Origin of the sequence: Neobacillus sp. YIM B06451, assembly GCF_032667185.1 — a bacterium.
In the GTDB taxonomy this organism is placed as follows: Bacteria; Bacillota; Bacilli; order Bacillales; family Cytobacillaceae; genus Bacillus_D.
Map to the genome: position 1 here is coordinate 327,405 of NZ_JAVFKJ010000003.1, position 14,706 is coordinate 342,110.

General features: G+C 46.5%; 14 protein-coding genes. 6 read left to right on the forward strand and 8 right to left on the reverse strand.

Features of this window, described 5'->3' with window-relative positions; genetic code table 11:
• Positions 1 to 228 precede the first annotated feature (228 nt).
• The 3 genes from RB160_RS09230 to RB160_RS09240 all read left to right on the forward strand — a co-directional run bounded on the left by RB160_RS09230 (position 229) and on the right by RB160_RS09240 (position 3,180).
• On the forward strand, positions 229 to 1,056 hold the full coding sequence (locus RB160_RS09230) for a transporter substrate-binding domain-containing protein (protein ID WP_316569945.1): 828 nt from the start codon (positions 229 to 231) through the stop codon (positions 1,054 to 1,056).
• 94 nt (positions 1,057 to 1,150) lie between these two features.
• Positions 1,151 to 1,810 (forward strand): amino acid ABC transporter permease, encoded by a 660-nt coding sequence (locus tag RB160_RS09235; RefSeq protein WP_316569946.1) that lies wholly within the window; start codon positions 1,151 to 1,153, stop codon positions 1,808 to 1,810.
• Between the two features lie 176 nt (positions 1,811 to 1,986).
• The gene (locus tag RB160_RS09240; protein ID WP_316569947.1) at positions 1,987 to 3,180 is read left to right on the forward strand and encodes a M20 metallopeptidase family protein; all 1,194 of its coding nucleotides are present in this window, start codon (positions 1,987 to 1,989) and stop codon (positions 3,178 to 3,180) included.
• Between the two features lie 39 nt (positions 3,181 to 3,219).
• Here RB160_RS09240 and yidC read toward each other — a convergent pair whose 3' ends face one another.
• The 7 genes from yidC to RB160_RS09275 form a co-directional block, all read right to left on the reverse strand.
• Positions 3,220 to 4,002, reverse strand: coding sequence for a membrane protein insertase YidC (yidC, locus tag RB160_RS09245; RefSeq protein ID WP_316569948.1), 783 nt, complete (start codon positions 4,000 to 4,002; stop codon positions 3,220 to 3,222).
• 26 nt (positions 4,003 to 4,028) lie between these two features.
• On the reverse strand, positions 4,029 to 4,319 hold the full coding sequence (locus RB160_RS09250; RefSeq protein ID WP_316569949.1) for a hypothetical protein: 291 nt from the start codon (positions 4,317 to 4,319) through the stop codon (positions 4,029 to 4,031).
• Between the two features lie 134 nt (positions 4,320 to 4,453).
• The gene (locus RB160_RS09255; RefSeq protein ID WP_316569950.1) at positions 4,454 to 5,032 is read right to left on the reverse strand and encodes a biotin transporter BioY; all 579 of its coding nucleotides are present in this window, start codon (positions 5,030 to 5,032) and stop codon (positions 4,454 to 4,456) included.
• Positions 5,033 to 5,128: 96 nt separating this feature from the next.
• Positions 5,129 to 5,857, reverse strand: coding sequence for an urease accessory protein UreH domain-containing protein (locus RB160_RS09260; RefSeq protein WP_316569951.1), 729 nt, complete (start codon positions 5,855 to 5,857; stop codon positions 5,129 to 5,131).
• Between the two features lie 136 nt (positions 5,858 to 5,993).
• Positions 5,994 to 6,743 carry a pyruvate formate-lyase-activating protein gene (gene pflA, locus RB160_RS09265; protein WP_316569952.1) on the reverse strand — a complete coding sequence of 250 codons (750 nt, stop codon included), beginning with the start codon at positions 6,741 to 6,743 and terminating at the stop codon, positions 5,994 to 5,996.
• Between the two features lie 59 nt (positions 6,744 to 6,802).
• A complete protein-coding gene (gene pflB, locus RB160_RS09270) occupies positions 6,803 to 9,061 on the reverse strand; it encodes a formate C-acetyltransferase (protein ID WP_316569953.1) in 2,259 nt (752 codons plus the stop codon).
• A 342-nt stretch (positions 9,062 to 9,403) separates the two neighbouring features.
• A complete protein-coding gene (locus RB160_RS09275; RefSeq protein WP_316569954.1) occupies positions 9,404 to 9,856 on the reverse strand; it encodes a cupredoxin domain-containing protein in 453 nt (150 codons plus the stop codon).
• Between the two features lie 186 nt (positions 9,857 to 10,042).
• Here RB160_RS09275 and hutU point away from each other — a divergent pair, with 186 nt between their 5' ends.
• Genes hutU through RB160_RS09290 form a run of 3 tightly spaced genes read left to right on the forward strand, consistent with a single transcriptional unit; the run spans position 10,043 to position 14,007 of the window.
• Complete coding sequence (gene hutU / locus RB160_RS09280; RefSeq protein WP_316569955.1) at positions 10,043 to 11,704, forward strand: urocanate hydratase; 1,662 nt, start codon at positions 10,043 to 10,045, stop codon at positions 11,702 to 11,704.
• Between the two features lie 48 nt (positions 11,705 to 11,752).
• The gene (gene hutI / locus RB160_RS09285) at positions 11,753 to 13,027 is read left to right on the forward strand and encodes an imidazolonepropionase (protein WP_316569956.1); all 1,275 of its coding nucleotides are present in this window, start codon (positions 11,753 to 11,755) and stop codon (positions 13,025 to 13,027) included.
• Complete coding sequence (locus tag RB160_RS09290) at positions 13,021 to 14,007, forward strand: agmatinase family protein (protein WP_316569957.1); 987 nt, start codon at positions 13,021 to 13,023, stop codon at positions 14,005 to 14,007. The genes hutI and RB160_RS09290 overlap by 7 nt, the downstream gene beginning before the upstream one ends.
• On the opposite strand, the gene RB160_RS09295 is transcribed toward RB160_RS09290, so the two are convergent.
• A complete protein-coding gene (locus tag RB160_RS09295) occupies positions 13,988 to 14,686 on the reverse strand; it encodes a DUF421 domain-containing protein (protein ID WP_316569958.1) in 699 nt (232 codons plus the stop codon). The two genes, RB160_RS09290 and RB160_RS09295, sit on opposite strands and share 20 nt — an antisense overlap.
• Positions 14,687 to 14,706: the final 20 nt, after the last annotated feature.

The following is a 14,706-nucleotide window of genomic DNA, read 5'->3' on the forward strand; positions in this document are numbered from 1 at the left end:
CTTTTTTGCTTGGGAAAGCTTCGTTTTAATTTTAAAAACGAGGCTTTTTTAATTTTAATTAAACTTTTCCTAACGATATACTTAATTTTTGGAAAATTTTCGAACGTGAATGTTTCATAAGAAAAAATTCTTGCAAAATAACAATTTCTTCGTTAATATAATCAACATAACTTTATCTCGCTAAAGAATTAGAGAATTAGAGAACTAAAGAAACGAGGAGGAAACATCATGAAAAACCTAATCAAGTTCGTACTTATCCTTGCGGTAGCACTAATGGCAACCGCATGCGGGGCAAAGCCGGAGCTTCCGGAGGCGACTGGCAATGCTGCGGAAAAATCGTCATCGAATGGGAACACGTTGGAAGAAATAAAGAAGAAGGGCGAGATTACCATCGCGGTTGACGATACGTTCCCGCCGATGAATTATAGGAACGACAAAAATGAATTAGTTGGTTTTGATATTGACCTCGCAAAGGCGGTTTCCGAGGAGCTTGGAGTCAAGGCTAATTTTATCCCTACCGCATGGGATGGAATCCTGCCTGGCCTTGACGCAAACCGCTATGACATCATCATGTCCTCAATGGGCATTACCGAAGAGCGAAAACAAAAAGTTGATTTTGTCGAATACTTGCGATCGGGCCAGATTCTTGCTGTTCAAAGCGGCAACCCGCTCAATATTACCAAAAAGGAAGATTTGTCAGGAAAAATAGTAGGGGTCCAGATGGGTTCGACTAGTGAAAGCGCGGCGAGAGAGATTAATGGCGTAAAAGAATTGAAGGCTTATAACGGCTACACGGATGTCTTTAATGACCTTGCCCTGGGACGCCTTGAGGGAGTCATCGTCGCGGAAGCAGTCGGCAGATATTATAAAACATTGAAACCGGAAGTTTTTGATGTTGCAGGCGAACCATTTTTGAAGATGCCAGTCGGAATTGCTGTCCGAAAAAACGATGATTCACTCGAAAAAGCATTAAATGATGCTGTCCAAAAATTAAAAGAGAATGGGACCTTCTCAAAAATCAGCAAAAAATGGTTTGGGGAGGATGTAACAAAGTAGTAGACACTTAAGCTACCCAGAAGAGTGACAACAAAGTTACAAAACCAGGTTAGTTGTCGCTGAAAGCCTGATGAGAGAGTAAGGAGAGAAAACAATGGATTTTATCACATTTGCGCTTACGTATCTCCCCTATTTGCTAAAAGGGGCCCTCGTGACCATTGAAATTGCGGTTATCGGGATTGCGGCCGGCAGTATAATCGGCTTGTTTCTTGGGCTTGGAAGGGTATCAAAAGTTAAAATTTTTTCAAAAATCAGCGGGTTATATATTTGGGCAGTCCGTGGAACCCCGCTATTACTGCAATTATTCGTTATCCACTTCGCCATTCCGTCAATGTTCAGCGCGCTGACGATGCCGCCATTTGTCTCAGCCTGCATTGCTTTGTCGCTGAACGCGGGTGCCTATATCGCTGAAATTGCAAGAGGTGCCATCCAGTCAATTGACAAAGGGCAAATGGAAGCTGCAAAGTCCCTTGGCCTGAGTAACCGTCAGGCAATGCGGTATGTCATCATTCCGCAAGCTTTCCGCCGTATGCTTCCGCCGCTTGGGAATGAGTTCATCGCCCTCATCAAGGAGTCATCCCTTGTTTCAACGATTGCGCTTTATGATTTGCTTCGTACCGGACAGCAAATCATCAGCAGCACCTACCGTTATATGGAGATTTTTATCATGGTTGGGGCAATCTATTTATTGCTTACAACCCTCATGACAGCCGTGGTAGGAAAAATTGAACGGCGGGTAAGCGTTTATGAATGATAGAAGGTATAAATAGTGGTCCCCAAGTGTAAGTAGCACAAAATGCCAATTGCCAAACTGGCATGAAATAGGTTAGTTTTAAAAGATAATGGGTTTTTGCTATGCAAGCCCTCCGGGTGAACTCCTTTTTAAAGGGTTATTGAGTTCCCACGTTAATTCTTTGGGAGGAAAATTTGATGGTAGCTGTGAACGAGGAATTGGCTTCAGTAATTAAAGAAAAAGTTGAACTATTATACCCAAGGCTGGTTGAAATGAGAAGGCAGCTCCATATGTATCCTGAACTGAGCAACCAGGAATACAAAACGACAAGCCAGATTAACGATTGGCTTAATGAATATGGAATAAAGAAAATCCCTTTAAGACTTCCAACCGGCACGGCCGCGGAAATTAAAGGGAAGGAATCTGGAGAGACGGTTGCCATCCGGGCGGATATCGATGCTCTGCCAATCCAGGAAGAGTCCGATCTTCCGTTTCGTTCGAAAATAGACGGAATAAGCCATATGTGCGGCCATGATGTCCATACTGTCATTGCCTTGGGTGCTGCCATTATTCTTCAGGAATTGGCCGGCGAGCTTCCCGGAAATGTCAGAATCCTGTTCCAGCCGGCTGAGGAGGCTGAAGGCGGCGCGGAAGGCATGATTCAGGAAGGCTTGCTTCAAGGGGTCAAGTCAATCATTGGCCTCCATAACAGCCCAGAATTGCCGACTGGTACCGTAGGGGTGAAAGACGGATTTTTAATGGCTAGTGTAGACGATTTTTGGATTACCATTAAGGGTAAAGGCGGCCACGCCGCCCTTCCGGAAAAAACGATTGACCCGATTGTAATCGGAAGCGCAATTGTCGGGCAGCTGCAGACAATCGTGAGCAGGACAATTTCTGCAAAGGAATCCGCGGTTGTGACTATTGGTTCATTTCAGGCGGGTGCGACAAACAATGTCATTCCGGATACTGCGACTCTAAAAGGGACCGTTCGGACATCGAATGAGCAGGTAAGGAGAAAGATAGCCGAAGCTTTCAAACAGGTTGTGTCCAACACAGCCGCTGCACTTGGCGGGGAAGCGGAAATTGATTATCAATTCCTTTTACCGGCTGTATTCAATGACACCGAGGTCACCAGGATTGTCCGTGAAGTTTCGGTAGAAATTGTCAGCAAGGAGAAGACGGTTGTAGCCGTGCCGACGATGGGCGGAGAGGACTTTTCATTTTACCAGCAGGAGGTTCCAGGCTGCTATGTATGGCTTGGGTCCGGTAATGAAGAAAAAGGAATTAAAGAATTTTGGCACCACCCGAAATTCATGGTTGATGAGGATGCTATGAAGATTGGCGTTCAATTGATGGTCCAATCAGCAATCCGCCTGCTGGAAAACTAAAAAAACCTTCCCGGAATTCAACGCCGGGAAGGTTTTTACTTATTTTTGGAGTGAAATCTTCGCCTCTGCTTTAGGAGCTTGATAAAGGCGTCTGCTAATCAGTGTTTGAACTATGAGAAACATGCCTCCGACTGCCCAGTAGAGCGGAAGTGCGGCTGGTGCCTTTAGGGAAAACATGATGATCATGATTGGTGAAAGAAGTCCCATGAACTTCATTTGTTCCTGCTGCTGCGCGGGCATGCTTGATTGGGATACTTTGAATTGCAGGTAATAGATGAGCCCCGCAATCAAGGTTATTCCAATATCCGGGCTTCCCAGGCTGAACCAAAGGAAGCTATGGGAAGCAATTTCCTCCGAATTACGGATCGCATAGTAAAAGCCTGTAAGGATAGGCATTTGGATTAGGATTGGCAGGCACCCCATATTCAAAGGATTGACGCCATGCTTTTGGTACAGCGTGAAAGTTTGGCTCTGCAATTCCTTTTGCTTCGCAGGATCCTTTTCGGCCTTGATTTTCTTTTGCAATTCATCAAGTTCCGGCTTGAGGCTGTCCATTTTCCCTTTCATCGCCATTTGGTTTTTATACTGTCGGAGCATGAGCGGCAAAAGCGCGAGCCTGATGATAAAGGTAATCAGGATAATCGCAAGGCCATAATTTCCGCCGAACAGTTCACCGAAGTAATGGATGGCCGATCCGAATGGATGGACGAAAAAGGTTGTGAAAAAGCCCGTATCCCCATTTGAAGCTGATGAGCAGCCAGTCATGGCTATAACTGCAATTAAAAGAAGAGTTGACAATAAAAGACTGTTTTTCCGTTTCATATTTCCTCCTGGTGAGTTAATTTGGGTTAACTGGCAGGAAGGAAATGTGGTTCTTCCGAGTCGTCGTTTGAACCATATTTAATACGTATATATTTTCCTATCCAAATGAGGATGGAATTAACGTGCTGTCTTAAGTTGTTATCCTGGATGGCTGAAAGGTTCAGCGAGGATAAGTCTGATTCCTGTTTTTCAATCTCCGCGAAGGATATTTCCGTTCCTATATCAATTAGGAGCTTTAGGGCAATCCCAAGATAGATACCGGTATATAGCGTGGTCCAGGCATTTAGGTCATACAGTTCGGCAAGCAAGTCTATCATGGAATCACCTCCTTCTTGCAGATAAAAAAAGTATAGACCACATCAGGAAAACAAGCAATGTGAATGACTGGGAAAAATTGTAGAACAAGATGTCTATTTAGGCAAAAAAGAAGCCGTAAATCAGCTTCTTTTTTTTAAGCGCTATGTTTCATATTGTTTTCAAAAGGCAAAAGCAGGTTAGCGGATACAAGCCGTTTCCTGACACCGACTCCGATAGATGCCGCAAGCACTCCTTTAATGATACCAACCGGAATGAATGGATAAAAACCGAATTTTAGCGCATCGGTCCATTCAAGGCCGGCGAATATTTTCATCCATACAGTTCCGAAAGCTAGCGTAACAATCATCCCAAGTATGTTCGCAATTATAGCGTTTTTAACGGTGAAAGATGTCTTTTCCATATACCAGCCTATTAGGAAGGCAGTAGGAATAAAGCCTACGAGGTAGCCGCCGGTTGTTCCGAATAAAACAGAAATACCCGATTTCATTTGAGCAAATACAGGTACGCCAACCGCGCCCAAAGCTAGGTAGACAAAAATCGACATCGTCCCAAAACGAGAGCCCAGGATTGTTGCGGCAAGTCCGATAGCCAGAGTTTGGCCTGTAATTGGCACGAGCGGCAAAGGAATCGTCATCTGTGCCAGCACTCCGGTAATTGCGGCGAATAAAGCTGCGAGGATCATCCTTCTTAATCGTAATTGGTCATTAGTCATTGTTACTCTCCCCTGTCTTTTGTGTTAACCAACTATATGTATAGGTTGACACTTAACACTTTATTACGGGAAGAGGGGTATTGTCAATCTGAAAGTTCACCAATATGTCACAATATCAAGCAACCCAATAAAGATCAGGAAAATACCAGCCGTTTTTTGGACAATCGCACCGATTTTTCGGCTCTTTCGTAAAAGAGCTCCATCCATTCCAAAGAACCAGACAATCATCAAAAAGACAATTAGCGGAAGGGAGGTCCCGACCGCGAAAATCGATGGTAGGATTACCCCATATGAGGTGCTTAGGACAATTGGCATTAATGTGACAAAAAACAGGATGAACATCGTCGGGCAAAAGGAAATTGAAAACGCGGCCCCCATCAGGAATGAACTCCACTTTCCATCAGAGCGGATGGAAGGGACAAATGAAAATAATTTATCAAGGAACCCCAATTTCAACACACCTGCCAAAAACAGGCCGAGGAGGATAATGAAGGGACCAATTACTTTCCTCGATGCGGCGAAAAAGGTTATTAGTGTATCCTGGAATTCCCGGCCAATCGCCCAGATGGACAACCCAAGCAAAGAGAATACAAAAATTTTCCCGAGTATAAAAAATACAGCGTTCGCAGCCTGCCCGGGTGCCTGCATGCTATTATTCCCATAAAAAGTGATGGCACTGATATTCCCTGTCAGCTGGCATGGCGCCAAAGCTCCGACAATTCCAAGCAGAAAGGCCGCAAGCACTGGAATTTGGCCGGATGGGTCTAGCATCGATAAAAAAGGCGTGCTCAAGAAGTTGCTGATGTCGGTAAGGACTTGATACATAAAGCATATCCCCTAACTAGTATACTTCTTAAAAAATAGCATTAATATTTCGAGAAACTATGCAGGACATGTTGGAAATTACTAATCGATGGTAAAATCCAAAAAGAAAATGCTGCCGGCTGACAGCATTTTTCGATTATGAAAGGGCGGGGGACTGCCATGATTCTGTAATAAGCTCATAGGCTTCCAGTACTTTTTCTTCACTTGGCGGTTGAACATCCTTGAGCGGGTATTCATGGCCAAGCGCTTCCCATTTGTACACGCCAAGTTTATGGTATGGCAGTATTTCAACTTTATGGACATTCCCAAGCGTACCTATGAAATCTCCCAATCTGCCAAGATCGTCGAGCCCATCCGTCACGCCCGGAACGAGGACATGCCGTACCCAAACGGGAATATTTTTGTCGGACAAGTATTTTGCAAACTCGAGAATATGGTCATTCGCCATTCCCGTAAGATTGATATGTTTTTTCCGGTCAATATGCTTCAGGTCAAGTAGAACAAGGTCGGTATATTCCATCAGTTCGTCCAGCTGGTCGAGGAAATGCCTAGAGCTGGAAAAACATCCGCCTGATGAGTCAATGGTTGTATGGATTCCCGCTTTTTTGCATTCCTTGAACAGCTCAATCAGGAAAGGGACTTGGAGGAGGGGTTCACCGCCGCTTACCGTTATTCCGCCGCCTGACGCTTCAATGAAAGGGAGATAGGAACGGAGATCATCCATAATTTCAGAAACAGACATATGCCTGCCGGTCCCTATTTCCCATGTATCGGCATTGTGGCAAAACTGGCAGCGAAGGAGGCATCCCTGGGTAAAAATTACGTAGCGGATTCCCGGCCCATCGACCGTTCCGAATGTTTCGATTGAATGAATATTTCCGTTCATTATTATTTCTCCTTTCAACTAAAGGGGGCAGGCCGTGGTCTAGCCAGCCCCTTTATGCCTTAAAGGGATTCATGGAATGTCCGGTTGATGACATCCATCTGCTGTTCCCTAGTAAGTTTAATAAAGTTAACCGCATAACCGGATACCCGGATTGTCAGCTGAGGATAGAGTTCAGGATGTTCCATCGCATCCATCAGTGTTTCCCGGTTAAAGACGTTGACATTGAGATGGTGGCCTTCCTTGATTGCATATCCGTCAAGAATCGATACAAGATTGTTGATCCGGCTATCGTCTTCCCTACCCAAAGCCTTAGGCACGATCGAGAACGTATTTGAGATTCCGTCAAGAGAATATTCATATGGAAGCTTTGCGACGGAAGAAAGGGAAGCTAGCGTTCCTTTTGTATCGCGGCCGTGCATTGGGTTTGCGCCAGGTGCGAATGGTTCGCCCGCGCGGCGACCGTCAGGAGTATTCCCTGTTTTCTTACCATAAACGACGTTGGATGTGATTGTCAGCACCGACATCGTTGTCATGGAATTTCTGTATGTTTCATGCTTCCTGAGCTTGTTCATAAAGGTTTTTACAATATCCACGGCAATGCTGTCGACACGGTCATCGTTGTTTCCGTATTTAGGGTAATCACCATTCACCTCAAAATCGACAGCGAGGCCATTTTCATCACGGATAACTTTCACTTCGCCGTACTTAATTGCACTCAGCGAGTCTGCGACAACACTTAGACCCGCAATCCCAGTTGCCATCGTCCGGAGGATTTCTGAATCGTGAAGCGCCATTTCGATCCGCTCATAGCTGTATTTATCGTGCATGTAATGGATGACATTCAGGGTATTGATGTAAAGTCCCGCCAGCCATTCCATCATGTTATCGAACTTCTTCATTACTTCTTCGTAATCGAGGACATCGGAAGTTATTGACGCAAATTCCGGGCCTGCCTGGATTTTCAGTTTTTCGTCCACGCCGCCGTTAATCGCGTAAAGGAGCGCTTTTGCTAGGTTGGCGCGTGCTCCGAAAAATTGCATCTGCTTTCCAATGGCCATCGCGGATACGCAGCAGGCGATACCGTAATCATCGCCCCATTCAGGACGCATAATATCGTCATTTTCATATTGAATCGAGCTTGTTTGGATGGACATCTTGGCGCAATATTTTTTAAAATTTGCCGGCAGCTGAGTGGACCACAGAACTGTAAGGTTTGGCTCGGGAGCTGGTCCAAGATTATCCAAAGTATGCAGGAAGCGGAACGAGCTCTTCGTAACAAGAGGGCGTCCATCCAAGGCGATGCCGCCAATTGATTCGGTTACCCATGTAGGGTCGCCACTGAACAATTCATTATAATCAGGTGTGCGCGCGAATTTTACAAGGCGCAGCTTCATGACAAAATGGTCGACAAGTTCCTGTGCTTCCGTTTCGGTAAGCGTGCCGTTTTTCAGGTCGCGCTCAATATAAATATCCAGGAAGGTTGATACTCGGCCAAGGCTCATCGCCGCTCCGTTTTGTTCTTTTATCGCCGCCAGGTAGCCAAAGTACAGCCATTGGAAAGCTTCGGCGGCATTGGATGCAGGGGATGAAATGTCATAGCCATAGCTTTTTGCTAGTTCTTTCAATTCATCAAGCGCCCGGATTTGCTCGGAAAGCTCCTCACGGTGGCGGATTGTTTGTTCGCTCATTACACTGCTTGTTGATTTTAAATCTTTCTTCTTCTCCTCAATGAGGAAGTCGACTCCATAAAGCGAAACCCTGCGATAGTCGCCGATAATCCGTCCGCGCCCATAGGCATCCGGAAGACCGGTGATAACGCCGACTTTACGGGCCAGCATCATTTCATCCGTGTATGCGTCAAACACTCCTTGGTTGTGCGTTTTGCGGAAGTCGGTGAAGATCCGTTCAATTTCCTCATTCAGTTTGTAGCCATATGCTTCACACGCTGCTTTCGCCATGCGGATTCCGCCAAATGGCTGCATAGAACGGTTAAACGGTTTGTCGGTCTGGAAGCCGACTACCTTTTCTAGGTCTTCGTTCAAATACCCGGGACCATGAGATGTGATGGTCGAGACGGTTTCGGTATCCATGTCCAGGACGCCGCCTTTTTCACGTTCCTGAGCAGTAAGCTCCATTACCTGCGCCCACAGTACATCTGTTGCTTCAGTTGCTCCCGCTAGAAAAGAATCATCGCCTTCGTAAAGATTAAAGTTGTTCAGGATAAAGTCCCTTACATTTACCTCTTTTGCCCATTTGCCAGTCTTGAATCCTTTCCATTGTTCGGCAGGGGCATGATTAACGATCGTGCTTTGAGCCATTGTGGTTCACCTCTTAATATATTTTCAAAACTATATAACAGTTTTATTGATATCATCTTACCTCGAGTATAACAGATGTCATGTGAGGAAAATCACCCTAATTTGGCTTTAATTGTTACTATATTGTGAAACTTAGATTTTACAAGGGTTGAGGCGACATGTTGTTTTTTAAATTGTCAAAAAACAATAAACTGTATCAGTCCTGTTTTGTAAAAACGCTAAACTGTTATACAAGAGAAAACCTTTAAAATCAATATTATTACCGTTCCAGTAGTGAAAACACACTGTTCAAAAATGGCAAACAAAAAAGCTGCACGCATTCTGCGTACAGCTATTGAGCTTCTAATCAACAACAATATAGGCAATCATAGGCCCATTGTGTTCCTTATCGGGGTGGACGTGACAAATTAGTCTGTATGTGCCTTCTTTATCAAAAGAAAGGTCCACCCCTGTTTCCTCACCCTTTTTAACTGTCCCCTTAATCGAAGTGTTTTCAATGCTGAACGGATGCTCTTTTCCATTCACCCCGTAAATGATTAAGCGTACTTTTTCTCCTTTTTCCATAAAGATTGTGCCGGGATCCCATCTGTAGGCCTCGATTTTTTTCCCGTTAGGGAGAGTTGCCATAAACTCGCCGGTAACCATGTGAATTTCCCTAGGGGGACTGCCTGCAGTTTCATTAAACACAACTGTTTCGCCTGCTTTTAAAATCCACCAGCCGACAGTTAAAACAATTCCAATTGCTGCCGCAAGAATGAGGATCGCTGTTCCTTTTCGAATCGTTAAAAATTGCATGAAATTCCCTCCCAAACTTTGTCCTATTTCTAATTTATGCTGAATAGGCAGGTAAACTTGTCTATTTTTTCTGAAACTTCCTTTATAATAAAAAGGGGAATGGTTAGTGGCCTCTAGAAACGCATCTCAGCTTAACCCCCAATACAAGGAATGAAGTTCAGCCATTCGGGAGGAGGAAGCGAAAAAATGAAAGCGCAAACAAAAGACAAGGTCGTAAGGTACAGAGGTTCCGAACTGAATACAAAAGGGTGGATCCAGGAAGCCGCCCTCAGGATGTTGATGAACAATCTGGATGAGGAAGTAGCCGAAAATCCCGATGAGTTGGTTGTGTACGGCGGGATTGGCAAGGCAGCAAGGAATTGGGATTGCTTTGATGCAATCGTTGCAACTTTGAAACAGCTCGAAAGCGATGAAACGCTGCTGATCCAGTCGGGAAAGCCTGTCGCAGTTTTTAAATCCCACACAGACGCTCCAAGGGTCCTTATTGCTAATTCGAATCTAGTTCCTGCCTGGGCGAATTGGGACACATTCCATGAACTTGATAAAAAGGGCCTCATGATGTACGGCCAAATGACCGCGGGCAGCTGGATATACATAGGAAGCCAGGGGATTGTCCAAGGAACGTACGAGACATTCGCCGAGCTTGCCAGGCAACACTTTTCGGGTAGCCTGAAACATACGATTACATTAACCGCTGGACTGGGCGGTATGGGCGGCGCTCAGCCATTGGCGGTTACGTTAAACGGCGGGGTTTGTTTGGCAATTGATACCGATATCCACCATATTCAGCGCAGGATTGAAACAAGGTACTTGGACGTTGTCGCCAATTCGCTTGAAGACGCGCTTTCAAAGGCGAAGGAAGCGAAACATCAGGGGCAGGCGCTTTCAATCGGCCTGGAAGGGAATGCGGCAGAACTTTTACCAAAAATGCTTGAATTAGGCTTTATTCCTGATGTCCTCACCGACCAAACATCCGCGCATGATCCTCTCAATGGCTATATACCGGTGGGGTATTCGCTGGAAGAAGCAGCTGAATTCCGGGAAAACGACCCGGATGGATATGTGAAAAAGTCATGTGAGAGCATGGCTACTCATGTAAGGGCAATGCTTGAGATGCAGAAAAAGGGCGCGATAACCTTTGATTACGGAAACAACATCAGGCAGGTCGCAAAAGATGCGGGGGTCGATAATGCATTTGATTTTCCGGGATTTGTGCCGGCGTATATCCGTCCGCTGTTTTGCGAGGGAAAGGGTCCGTTCCGTTGGGTAGCACTTTCCGGTGATCCAGAGGATATTTACAAAACAGATGAGGTTATCCTCCGTGAATTTGCGGATAACGAGCACTTGTGCAACTGGATCCGGATGGCCAGGGAGAAAATCCAGTTTCAGGGCCTTCCGTCGAGGATTTGCTGGCTCGGTTACGGGGAGAGGGCGCGCTTTGGAAAAATCATTAATGATATGGTCGCGAACGGTGAGCTGAAAGCACCAATCGTCATCGGAAGGGATCATCTTGATTCCGGATCCGTGGCATCCCCGAACAGGGAAACGGAAGGGATGGCGGATGGAAGCGATGCGGTTGCGGATTGGCCGATTTTGAACGCGATGATCAACGCGGTTGGCGGTGCGAGCTGGGTATCGGTCCATCACGGAGGCGGCGTCGGCATGGGCTACTCCTTGCATGCCGGAATGGTAATCGTAGCGGATGGAACGAAAGAAGCCGAGCGGAGGCTCGAACGCGTTCTGACGACCGACCCTGGAATGGGCATTGTACGACATGTCGACGCGGGGTACGATCTGGCGGTTGAAGCGGCGAAGAACAATGGGCTTAACATCCCAATGATTGACTAGCCCCTTGCAGATTGTAGGGCAACTAGGAGGAAAAGGGGAAATGCGTGTATGTCGAAAACAATACTTATAAAAAACGCCTCACAGGTGATAACTGTGAAAGGCTATTCTGAGAAACCCGCCACCCGCGGCGAGATGGCCAATCTCTCGATTATTGAAAACGGGGCGGTTCTCCTAACGGACGGAAAAATCGCGGCGGTTGGCACGTATGAGGAAGTGAAAGGGAAGGCTGGCGGCCAGTTGGATGGGGCTGACATTATCGATGCGTCCGGGAAGATTGTCCTTCCCGGCCTCGTCGACCCGCATACCCATCTAGTCCATGCGGGAAGCAGGGAAGATGAATTCGGGATGCGCTTAAAGGGCGCGACTTATATGGAAATCATGGAAAGCGGCGGCGGAATCCATGCGACAACTTCAAGGACGAGGGCCGCTTCCGAGGAAGAGCTTTTCAGCGAAGGGATGAAAAAGCTTGATTCCTTCCTTTTGCACGGTGTGACGACGGTTGAGGCGAAAAGCGGCTATAGACTTGATTGGGAAACGGAATACAAGCAGCTCCTTGTTGCGAAACAATTAAATGAAGCCCATGTAGTGGATGTTGTTAACACATTCATGGGCGCCCATGCCATACCCGCCGAATATAAGGCCGATCCAGACCGGTTTATCGATTTAATCATTGAAGAAATGCTTCCAAAAGTCGCGGCGGAAGGGCTTGCGGAATTCAATGATGTCTTTTGTGAGCGTGGTGTTTTTACCCCTGAACAGTCAAGGCGGCTCCTTGAAGCCGGAAAGAAATTCGGCCTGACTCCGAAAATTCATGCCGACGAAATTGAGCCCTACGAGGGGGCGGAACTTGCTGCCGAAGTTGGCGCGATTTCCGCGGACCATTTACTCAAGGCTTCGCAAACAGGAATCGACAGGATGGCGGAAGAAGGCGTAATTGGCGTCCTTTTGCCAGGTACAGCGTTTTTCCTAATGGCTGAAAGTGCAAATGGCAGGAAAATGATTGATTCAGGTGTCGCAGTTGCTTTGTCAACTGATTTTAATCCAGGCTCATCGCCAACAGTCTCGATGCCGCTCATCATGAATCTGGCTTGCCTGAGGATGGGTATGTCACCTGAGGAAGTTATCACAGCCGCGACGATTAACGCAGCCCATGCGATTGGCAGGGCAGGCAGGGTAGGTAGCATTGAAGAAGGAAAACAGGCGGATATCCTGATTGCGAATGTCCCGAACTATAAAAGGCTTCAATACAACTATGGGATAAATCATACGGATACCGTCATAAAAAATGGGGAAATTGTTGTAAAGGGTGGAGTAGTGTGCTGAGAGATTTTTTGGAACCCGCCCAGTTAGCGTGGCGGAAGGATGAGCAGGCAAAAGACCCAAAGGTAAAGGACTGGATTTCCCAGGCGAGTGCGGATTACGCTTTTAATGAAAGCGATTGGGATATTGCCGTGATTGGGGTTCCGCTTTCCCGTTCGTCAATTTCGGTTTCAGGTGCATCAGAATTCCCTGAAGCCTTCCGGCGGGCATGGGGCGGATTTTCAACTTACAATCTTGATTATGGGACAGAGCTGGCTGGGATGAAGGTTCTTGATGTCGGCAATGTGAAAATGCATTTTACCGATATTGCAAAATCGCATGATAACATTACCCAGGCGATGAAGTCACTGCGGGAAGAACTTCCGAATTCTTTTCCGGTATCCATTGGCGGTGACCATTCTGTCACGGCCAGGCTCATATCCGGCTTGAAAGCCGCCCAGCCCCATAAAGAAATAGGCGTTCTGCAATTCGATACCCACCTTGATTTAAGGGATCTTGCTGACCACGGTCTGACGAATGGGACCCCAATCCGCTTTTTAATTGAAAACGGAGTAATTAAGGGGAATAACGTTTTTAATATCGGTCTGCACGGGTTCTTTAACGGCCAGACTCTTTTGACCTATGCAAAAGAACACGGAGTCAACTGCATTACGTTGCGTGAGGCTCGGAGGAAAGGGATGGCGGAAACAGTGAAGAAAGCGGTTGCCGAACTTTCATCGAGGGTGGATTGCATTTATATAACTGTCGACATGGATGTCCTTGACATTGCTTTCGCACAGGGAGTCCCCGCCTCGACTCCGGGTGGGATGGCTTCGCATGAATTATTCGAGGCTGTTTATGAAGCGGGCCTTTCACAGAAGGTTGCGGCCCTGGACATTGTCTGCCTCGATCCAACGAAGGATACGCCAGCGCAGGCAACGGTGAAAACAGGCGTTTATACTTTCCTGACATTTTTGACGGGACTCAGGAATCGGGGGAGCTGACGTCTGAATACGGAACGAGGAAAAGAACGCCCTCAGTGGAAATGACGGCGTACCGGATATTTTTGGCTTCCAAGCCTTTTGCGAATAGATAACCTTCAAACCAGGAGATGAATTGGCCATGATACGTCCGGTACAGGCAGGCTCCATCACGAATCATTTCGGCCGGCAACTGAACGCCTTTCAGAATGTATTCCGGAATTGGGTATGCGTCGCTCCCCTTATCGAGGGGGGCTTTTTTTTCGATTGAAAGAATCCCGTTCGGCTCGAGTATGGCTTTTTTGACTTCAGAAACCGCAAAGATGCCATTCTCCCTCAATTGCTGGTATAACCCCTCTTTTGCCAGTTTTACGCTTGCCAGGTTCCTCTCATTGATTTTTCCATCCTGAATCAGGATGGAGGAGGGGCCGGAAAGAATTTTATAGAAAAATGGGGACCGATACGACCCAATAGCTGCGAGATAATACAGGATAACAAGTGTACCGAATGAGCAAAGCATCGGGAAAAATTTCAAGTTTACATTGAAGCCCATATTCGACACAAGCGATCCGGCGGTAATGGCCATCGCCATATTAAAATGGTTCTTGTGCGCGTTGATTTGCCTGCCGTACAAGGCGAGGATGAAGAGCAATAAGATAAATGAAACAGCCGTTCTCAAGATGGATGAAGCAATCTCTTCCACAAAAGCACTTCCCAACAAAT

What these genes read in the sequence shown, in the direction of transcription:
- RB160_RS09230 (WP_316569945.1), top strand. Translation starts at nt 229, where the DNA reads ATGAAAAACCTAATCAAGTTCGTACTTATCCTTGCGGTAGCACTAATG.
- RB160_RS09235 (WP_316569946.1), top strand. Translation starts at nt 1,151, where the DNA reads ATGGATTTTATCACATTTGCGCTTACGTATCTCCCCTATTTGCTAAAA.
- RB160_RS09240 (WP_316569947.1), top strand. Translation starts at nt 1,987, where the DNA reads ATGGTAGCTGTGAACGAGGAATTGGCTTCAGTAATTAAAGAAAAAGTT.
- yidC (WP_316569948.1), bottom strand. Translation starts at nt 4,002, where the DNA reads ATGAAACGGAAAAACAGTCTTTTATTGTCAACTCTTCTTTTAATTGCA.
- RB160_RS09250 (WP_316569949.1), bottom strand. Translation starts at nt 4,319, where the DNA reads ATGATAGACTTGCTTGCCGAACTGTATGACCTAAATGCCTGGACCACG.
- RB160_RS09255 (WP_316569950.1), bottom strand. Translation starts at nt 5,032, where the DNA reads ATGACTAATGACCAATTACGATTAAGAAGGATGATCCTCGCAGCTTTA.
- RB160_RS09260 (WP_316569951.1), bottom strand. Translation starts at nt 5,857, where the DNA reads ATGTATCAAGTCCTTACCGACATCAGCAACTTCTTGAGCACGCCTTTT.
- pflA (WP_316569952.1), bottom strand. Translation starts at nt 6,743, where the DNA reads ATGAACGGAAATATTCATTCAATCGAAACATTCGGAACGGTCGATGGG.
- pflB (WP_316569953.1), bottom strand. Translation starts at nt 9,061, where the DNA reads ATGGCTCAAAGCACGATCGTTAATCATGCCCCTGCCGAACAATGGAAA.
- RB160_RS09275 (WP_316569954.1), bottom strand. Translation starts at nt 9,856, where the DNA reads ATGCAATTTTTAACGATTCGAAAAGGAACAGCGATCCTCATTCTTGCG.
- hutU (WP_316569955.1), top strand. Translation starts at nt 10,043, where the DNA reads ATGAAAGCGCAAACAAAAGACAAGGTCGTAAGGTACAGAGGTTCCGAA.
- hutI (WP_316569956.1), top strand. Translation starts at nt 11,753, where the DNA reads ATGTCGAAAACAATACTTATAAAAAACGCCTCACAGGTGATAACTGTG.